This is a genomic window from Crenobacter caeni, from assembly GCF_010435965.1.
Classification (GTDB): Bacteria; Pseudomonadota; Gammaproteobacteria; order Burkholderiales; family Chromobacteriaceae; genus Craterilacuibacter; species Craterilacuibacter caeni.
Genome location: NZ_JAAGAA010000020.1, coordinates 20,192 through 27,524 on the forward strand (window position 1 = coordinate 20,192; position 7,333 = coordinate 27,524).

Genomic DNA, 7,333 nt, shown 5'->3' on the forward strand with positions numbered 1-7,333 from the left:
GCGCGCGGCGGCTCAGACGTCAGTCAGCGCCTGGTCGCCCTTGGCTTCCATCCAGCCGCGCCGGCTCGACGCCTCGCCCTTGCCCATCAGCATGGTGAACATGCGGCGGGTCTCGTCGAGCGCGCCCGTGCGCACCCGCACCTGGCTCAGGCGGCGGGTGTCCGGGTGCATGGTGGTGTCCTTCAGCTGCTCGGGGTTCATCTCGCCCAGACCCTTGAAGCGGGAGATCGCCCACACGCCCTCGCGCACGTTCTCGCTGCGCAGGCGGTCGAGAATGGACTCGAGCTCGTCCTCGTCCAGCGCGTACAGCTTGCGCGGCGGACGGTTCTTGCCCGAGCCCGGCACGTCGACGCGGTAGAGCGGCGGCTGCGCGATATACACGTGGCCGTCTTCCATCAGCCGCGGGAAGTGGCGGTAGAACAGCGTCAGCAGCAGCACCTGGATATGCGAGCCGTCGACGTCGGCGTCCGACAGGATGGCGATCTTGCCATAGCGCAGGCCGGCGAGGTCCACATCATCGCCCGGCGCGTGCGGGTCGACACCGATCGCCACCGAGATGTCGTGGATCTCGGCGTTGGAAAACAGCTGGTCGCGGTCGGTTTCCCAGGAGTTCAGCACCTTGCCGCGCAAGGGCAGGATCGCCTGGTATTCCTTGTCGCGCGCGAGCTTGGCCGAACCGCCGGCCGAGTCGCCCTCGACCAGGAACAGCTCGTTGCGCTCGATGTCCTCGCTCTCGCAGTCGGTCAGCTTGCCCGGCAGCACCGCGACGCCCGAACCCTTCTTCTTCTCGACCTTCTTCACCGAGCGCAGCCGCGACTGCGCCTGCCGGATCGCCAGCTCGGCGATCTTCTTGCCGGCCTCGACGTTCTGGTTCAGCCACAGCTCGACCGGGTCGCGCACCAGCGACGACACCAGCTTGAGCGCGTCGCGGCTGGTCAGCTTGTCCTTGGTCTGGCCCTGGAACTGCGGGTCGAGCACCCGTGCCGAGAGCACGAAACGCACGCGGCCCCATACGTCCTCGGCCATCAGCTTGACGCCGCGCGGCAGCAGGTTGTGGTGGTCGACGAAGCTCTTCACCGCCTCGTACACGCCGGCCCGAAGCCCCGCCTCATGGGTGCCGCCGGACGGGGTCGGGATCAGGTTGACGTAGCTCTCGCCGCCGGCGCCCTCTTCGAACCACGCCAGCGCCCACTGCGCGCCCTCGCCCGGCGCGAACTGCTCGTGCTCGTCACTGATGAAGGCCTCGCCGGCGAACAGGGGCGCCACCGGCTCGTCGCCGCCGCACAGTTCGGCAAGGTAGCTCTTGAGCCCGTGCGGGTATTGCCACAGCTTGACCTCGTCACCGCCATGCTTCTCGATGGTCAGCGTGACCGCGACGCCGGGCAGCAGCACCGCCTTGGCGCGCAGCAGGCGTTCCAGTTCGGGGATCGAGTAACGCGGGCTCTCGAAATACTTGCCGTCCGGCCAGATGCGCACGCGGGTGCCGCTGGTACGCGGCCCACACTCGCCGACGCGCGAGAGCGGCTCGATCACGTCGCCGCCGGAGAACACTAGCCGGAATACGCCGCCGTCGCGCTTGACCTCGACTTCCAGCCGGGTCGACAGCGCGTTGGTCACCGACACGCCGACGCCGTGCAGGCCGCCGGAGAACGCGTAGGCGCCGCCGTCCTTCTTGTTGAACTTGCCGCCGGCGTGCAGGCGGGTAAACACAAGTTCGACCACCGGCACCTGCTCGACCGGGTGCAGGCCGACCGGGATGCCGCGCCCGTCGTCCTCGACCGACAGCGAGCCGTCCAGGTGCACGGTGACCGCGATCTTGCGGGCGAAGCCGCCCAGCGCCTCGTCGGCGGCGTTGTCGATCACTTCCTGGCAGATGTGCGTGGGGTCGGTGGTCCGGGTGTACATGCCCGGGCGCTCCTTGACGGGCTCCAGCCCCTTGAGCACGCGTACCGAGGATTCGTCGTAGTTTTGCGTCATTTCAGTGGTGATCCATCTTGGGCGCCGCCAGCGCGGCAAGTGCGCGGTCGTGGCGGCGGGAAAGCGTCAGTTGGGCGAGCAAGGCGCCGGTCAGGGCGAGGAACATGTCCCACTGGGTGTCCCACACGTCGCCCTGGGTGGCAAGAAAGGCGTCGGCGTCGGCGCCGATCGCCAGCGCGACCCACCACTCGATCAGTTCGTAGAAGGCGGAAAAGGCGAGGCAGCAGGCCGTCACCAAGAGGCCCAGCCAGAAGCCGGGCCGCAACGGCGTCTGCCTGAGCAGCACCTCGCGGGCGAGGATCGCCGGCACGAAGCCCTGCGCGAGATGGCCCAGCCTGTCGTATGGATTGCGCGAGAGGCCGAGCAAGTCTTGCAGCCAGAAGCCCGGCGGGGTCAGTGCGTAGGTGTAATGCGCACCGATGAGCAGGATCGCGCTGTGCGCGAGCATCAGCCACAGCGCGAGACGCGTCCACGCGAAGCGCGGCCACAGCCAGAGCACCAGCGGCAAGCCCAGCAGCACCGGCAGCGCCTCGAGCAGCCAGGTGGCTGCGTCGTGCGGCCGGTACGCCGACCACGCCGTAAGCGGCACGATCAGCGCGAACAGCCGCCACGGCCGCGCGGCGTCAGCCGTGCCCGTGCTCGGCACCGCCCGCGCCGGCGAGCCGCGCGAGGTAGTGCTCGTGCGTCTCCAGCCCCTTCAGGAAGCGCGACAGCTCGCCCAGCGCGCGCTCGTAGACGCCGCGCTTGAACTCGATCACGCTGTCGATCGGCGCCCAGTAGTCGTTCCAGCGCCAGCCGTCGAATTCGGGGTGGTTGGTCGCGCGCAGGCAGACGTCGCTGTCGCGGCCGACCAGCCTGAGCAAGAACCAGATCTGCTTCTGCCCCTTGTAGCTGCCCCGCCACTCGCGGCGAACCCAGTTGGTCGGCACCTCGTAGCGCAACCAGTCGCGGGTGCGCCCGACGATGCGCACGTGGCGCGGCAGCAGCCCGACCTCTTCCAGCAATTCGCGGTACATCGCGGCTTCCGGACTCTCGCCGGGCTTGATGCCCCCTTGCGGGAACTGCCATGAGTGCTCTCGCACGCGTTTGCCCCAGAACACCTCATTCTTGTGGTTGATGAGGATGATTCCGACGTTGGGGCGGTATCCGTCCCGGTCCAGCATGCTTAAACCTGCAATTCGTGAGTTGCAGCGATTTTTGCACATTTCACCACACCATGCCATCGAGCCCGGCCAATGCCGGCGTGTACCACTGCCCTAGCCGTGGCCGGGCGTGTCAAATAAATTTGACGAAGGCATAACAATTTCCCAAAGTAAACACAGATTGGCAGCCAAGACTGCCGACGCGAGGAGACCCTTTCATGTTCGTGATGCCCGGCGTACCCGCAAGCGCGGCGCTGCCGCCACACCTGCGCACCCCGCTGCCGGGGCTGACCTGAGCTGCCCGTTGCTCTTCCCCTTTTTTCCAATGCAACGGGAGTCACCGCCATGCAGGCGATCGAACAATGGTTTGCGACGCACGGGATCCGCCGCGTCGAATGTCTGGTACCCGACCTCACCGGCAACGCGCGCGGCAAGCGCGTGCCGCCACGCCAGTTGAGCACGGGTGCCGAATTGCGTTTCCCACAGGTAGGCCTGATCCAGAGCGTCGCCGGCGAGTGCCGGCAGGACCTGGTCAGCGAAACCGACCCCGACATGCTGCTCGCACCCGACTGGCGCACCCTGACGGTGCAGCCCTGGGCCAGCGAGCCGACCGCGCAGCTGATCTGCGACTGCACGGATGAGCAGGGCGCGCTGATCGAGAGCGCGCCGCGCAACGTGCTCAGGCGGGTGCTTGAGCGCTACGCCGCGCGCGGGCTCACGCCGGTAGTCGCCCCCGAGATGGAGTTCTACCTGGTCGCCCGTTCGCAGGACGGGCACGGCGTACCGGCCGCCCCGCACGGACGCAGCGGCACGCACGAGACGCAGCGCAGCCCGTACGGTGTCGACGCCGCCGACGAATTCAGTGCAGTGCTCGACGACCTCTACCGCTTCTGCGAGGCACAAGGCATCGGCGCCGCCGCGCTGCTGCACGAGGTCGGCCGCGGCCAGCTCGAAATCAACCTCGACCACGGCGACGCGCTCGCGCTGGCCGATCAGGTCTTCCTGTTCAAGCGCAGCGCACGCGAGGCGGCGCGCCGCCACGGCCTGACCGCCACCTTCATGGCCAAGCCGCTCGCCGGCGAAGCCGGCAGCGCGATGCATATCCACCAGAGCCTGCTGGATAGCAACGGCGACAATGTCTTCAGCACCGGCAGCGGCGCGGCCAGCCAGACCTTCTTCCACTTCATCGGCGGCCTGCAGCGCTACCTGCCCTCGGCACTGGTGCTGTTCGCGCCTTACGTGAACTCGTATCGCCGGCTCGCACCGTTCAGCGCGGCACCGATCAACGTCGAGTGGGGGCTGGACAACCGCACCTGCGGGCTGCGCGTGCCCAACTCGGCCCCGGCCGCGCGCCGGGTGGAAAACCGCCTGCCCGGCGTCGACGCCAACCCCTACCTCGCGCTTGCCGCCTCTTTGGCATGCGGCTTGCTTGGCATAGAGCAGGAACTGAACCCGAACCCCCCGCTCGCCGGCAGCGCCTACGGTCGGCCTTACGCGTTCGCGCGCACGCTGGACGACGCCGTCACCGCGCTCGAGCGCGAAGACGCGCTGACCGAGTTGCTGGGCCCGGGCTTTATCGAGTGCTACAGCGCGCTCAAGCGCGCCGAGAGCGAGGCGTTCGCCCGCATCGTCACCCCCTGGGAGACGCAGACCCTGCTGGAACATGTTTGACCCGAGACCCGCCGCCGGTCCCCGGCGGCTCCGATCAGGAGAAGACCCATGAAACTGAAACCGCTTGCCCTGCTGTTCACCGCGATTGCCGGCGCCCCCGCGCTCGCCGCGGGCAACCTCAACGTCTACAACTGGTCGGATTACATCGCCGAGGACACCATCCCCAATTTCCAGAAGGAAACCGGCACCAAAGTCCGCTACGACGTCTACGACAGCAACGAGATCCTGCAGGCCAAGATGCTGACCGGCAAGTCGGGCTACGACATCGTGGTGCCGAGCAATACCTTCCTCGCCAAGCAGATCCAGTCGGGGCTCTACCAGCCGCTCGACAAGAGCAAGCTCAGCAACTACAAGGGGCTGGACCCGGCGGTGATGAAGCTGCTCGCCGAAGTCGACCCGGGCAACAAGTACGCGGTGCCGTACTTCTGGGGCATGAATACGCTGGGGATCAACGTCGACAAGGTAAACAAGGCGCTTGGCGGCAAGCTGCCTGCCAACCAGTGGGATCTCCTGTTCAAGCCGGAGTATGTGTCCAAGCTCAAGGGCTGCGGCGTCAGCATCTTCGATTCGCCGTCAGAGGTCTTCCCGATGGCACTGCACTACCTGGGCAAGGACCCGGCCAGCAAGAACGAAGCCGACTACAAGGCCGCCGCCGCCCTGCTCAAGCAGATCCGCCCGTATATCACCCGCTTTTCCTCGTCCGGCTACATCAACGAGCTGGCCGGCGGTTCGCTGTGCCTGGTGCTCGGTTACGGCGGCGACCTCAATATCGCGCGCAACCGGGCCATCGAAGCGAAAAACGGCGTGAAGGTGCAGCCGCTGGTGCCCGCGCAGGGCGTCGGCATCTGGATCGACACCATGGTGATCCCCAAGGACGCGAAGAACCTCGACAACGCGTACAAGTTCATCGACTACAACCTGCGCCCGAAGGTCGCGGCGGCCAACTCTAACTACGTGACCTACGCGCCGGGCAGCCTAGAGGCGCACAAGTTCATCGACAAGGAGAACTTGAATAATCCTTCGATCTTCCCGAGCCCTGCGGTCATGGCGAAAAGCTTCATCATGAAGCCGATCGACCCCAAGATCCAGCGCATGAGCACGCGGCTGTGGACCGAGGTCAAGACCGGCAAGTAAGCCAGCCTCGCAAAACGGGACAGGCTGGCCCGCCAGGGCCAGCCGCCACGGCAGGACACCCAGCCGACCGCACACCAAGGGGGGGGCCGTAAACATGCACACCAAGCTTGCCCTGCTTTTCTTTGCCCTGGCCGGCACCGGCGCGCACGCCAGCGGCACCCTCAGCGTGTACAACTGGTCGGACTATATCGCCAGGGATACCCTGCCCGCCTTCCAGAAAGCGACCGGCGTCTCGGTCCGCTACGAGGTCTACGACAGCAACGAAGTCCTGCAGGGCAAGCTGCTGACCGGCCGCTCCGGCTACGACATCGTGGTGCCGACCAACACCTTCCTCGCCAAGCAGATTGACGCGGGACTCTACCAGCCGATCGACAAGCGCAAGCTCAGCCATTACAAGCAGCTGGATCCCATGCTGTTGAAGCTGCTGTCCGAAGTGGACCCGGGCAACCGCTACGCGGTGCCCTACTTCTGGGGCGTGAATACCCTCGCGGTCAATGTCGACCAGGTCGACAAGGCCCTCGCCGGCAAGTTGCCGGCCAGGCAGTGGGACCTGCTGTTCAAGCCCGAGCTTGTCGCCAAGTTGAAGGACTGCGGCGTCAGCATCCCCGATTCGCCGTCCGAAGTCTTCCCGCTGGCCCTGCGCTATCTCGGCAAAGACCCGGCCAGCAAGAACGAGGCGGACTATCTGGCGGCCGGGCAACTGCTCAAGCAGATCCGTCCCTACATCACGCGCTTCTCGTCGTCCGGCTATATCAACGAGTTGTCTTCCGGCAGACTGTGCCTTGCGCTGGGCTTCGGCGGCGACCTCAACATCGCCCGCAAGCGGGCACTCGAGGCCAAGAAAGGCATCAGGATCCAGCCTTTGGTACCGGAACAGGGGGTCGGCATCTGGATCGACGCGATGGCCATCCCGGTGGAGTCGAAAAACGCGGACAACGCGCACAAGTTCATCGAGCACAACCTGCAGCCACAGGTCGCCGCGGCCAATGCCAACTACGTCAACTACGCGCCGGGTAGCCTCGAGGCGCGCCGCTTCGTCTCCAAGGAAAACCTGGCCAACCCTTCAATCTTCCCGAGCCAGGCCGTGATGGCCAACAGCTTCATCATGCGGCCGATCGACCCCAAGGTACAGCGCATCAGCAACCGGCTGTGGGGCGAGATCAAGGCCGGCAAGTAGCCAGCCATAGCAGGCAAGGGGCGTGTCCTGACGGACACGCCCCTTCGTTTTTATGGGTAGTGGAATGCAGTGGTGCGCGCTGTGGATGGGTTTTAGCACGCATATAAAGCAAAACCCCCGACTGATTGATTCAGTCGGGGGTCTGCGGATGGGGCGTCTGGCGGTGTCCTACTTTCACATGGCGAATGCCACACTATCATCGGCGCTAAGGTGTTTCACGGTCCTGTTCGGG

General features: G+C 66.0%; 6 protein-coding genes. 3 read left to right on the plus strand and 3 right to left on the minus strand.

The genetic code is table 11. The features are described from left to right. Positions 1–12: 12 nt before the first annotated feature. From parE to GZH52_RS16075, 3 genes are read right to left on the minus strand one after another with little or no spacing between them, the layout of a single operon-like run. A complete protein-coding gene (gene parE / locus GZH52_RS16065; RefSeq protein ID WP_163317950.1) occupies positions 13–1,977 on the minus strand; it encodes a DNA topoisomerase IV subunit B in 1,965 nt (654 codons plus the stop codon). Between the two features lies 1 nt (position 1,978). Then, the gene (locus GZH52_RS16070) at positions 1,979–2,623 is read right to left on the minus strand and encodes a DUF2238 domain-containing protein (RefSeq protein WP_349290667.1); all 645 of its coding nucleotides are present in this window, start codon (positions 2,621–2,623) and stop codon (positions 1,979–1,981) included. After that, positions 2,601–3,140 carry an RNA pyrophosphohydrolase gene (locus GZH52_RS16075; protein ID WP_136555120.1) on the minus strand — a complete coding sequence of 180 codons (540 nt, stop codon included), beginning with the start codon at positions 3,138–3,140 and terminating at the stop codon, positions 2,601–2,603. The genes GZH52_RS16070 and GZH52_RS16075 overlap by 23 nt, the downstream gene beginning before the upstream one ends. 324 nt (positions 3,141–3,464) lie before the next feature. On the opposite strand from GZH52_RS16075, the gene GZH52_RS16080 reads away from it, so the two are divergent. The 3 genes from GZH52_RS16080 to GZH52_RS16090 all read left to right on the plus strand — a co-directional run bounded on the left by GZH52_RS16080 (position 3,465) and on the right by GZH52_RS16090 (position 7,101). Beyond that, entirely contained in the window at positions 3,465–4,790 is a 1,326-nt protein-coding gene (locus GZH52_RS16080; protein WP_163317951.1) for a glutamine synthetase family protein, read from the plus strand. 48 nt (positions 4,791–4,838) lie between these two features. Then, positions 4,839–5,924 (plus strand): polyamine ABC transporter substrate-binding protein, encoded by a 1,086-nt coding sequence (locus GZH52_RS16085; protein ID WP_163317952.1) that lies wholly within the window; start codon positions 4,839–4,841, stop codon positions 5,922–5,924. 94 nt (positions 5,925–6,018) lie between these two features. After that, on the plus strand, positions 6,019–7,101 hold the full coding sequence (locus GZH52_RS16090; protein WP_163317953.1) for a polyamine ABC transporter substrate-binding protein: 1,083 nt from the start codon (positions 6,019–6,021) through the stop codon (positions 7,099–7,101). Positions 7,102–7,333 lie beyond the last annotated feature (232 nt).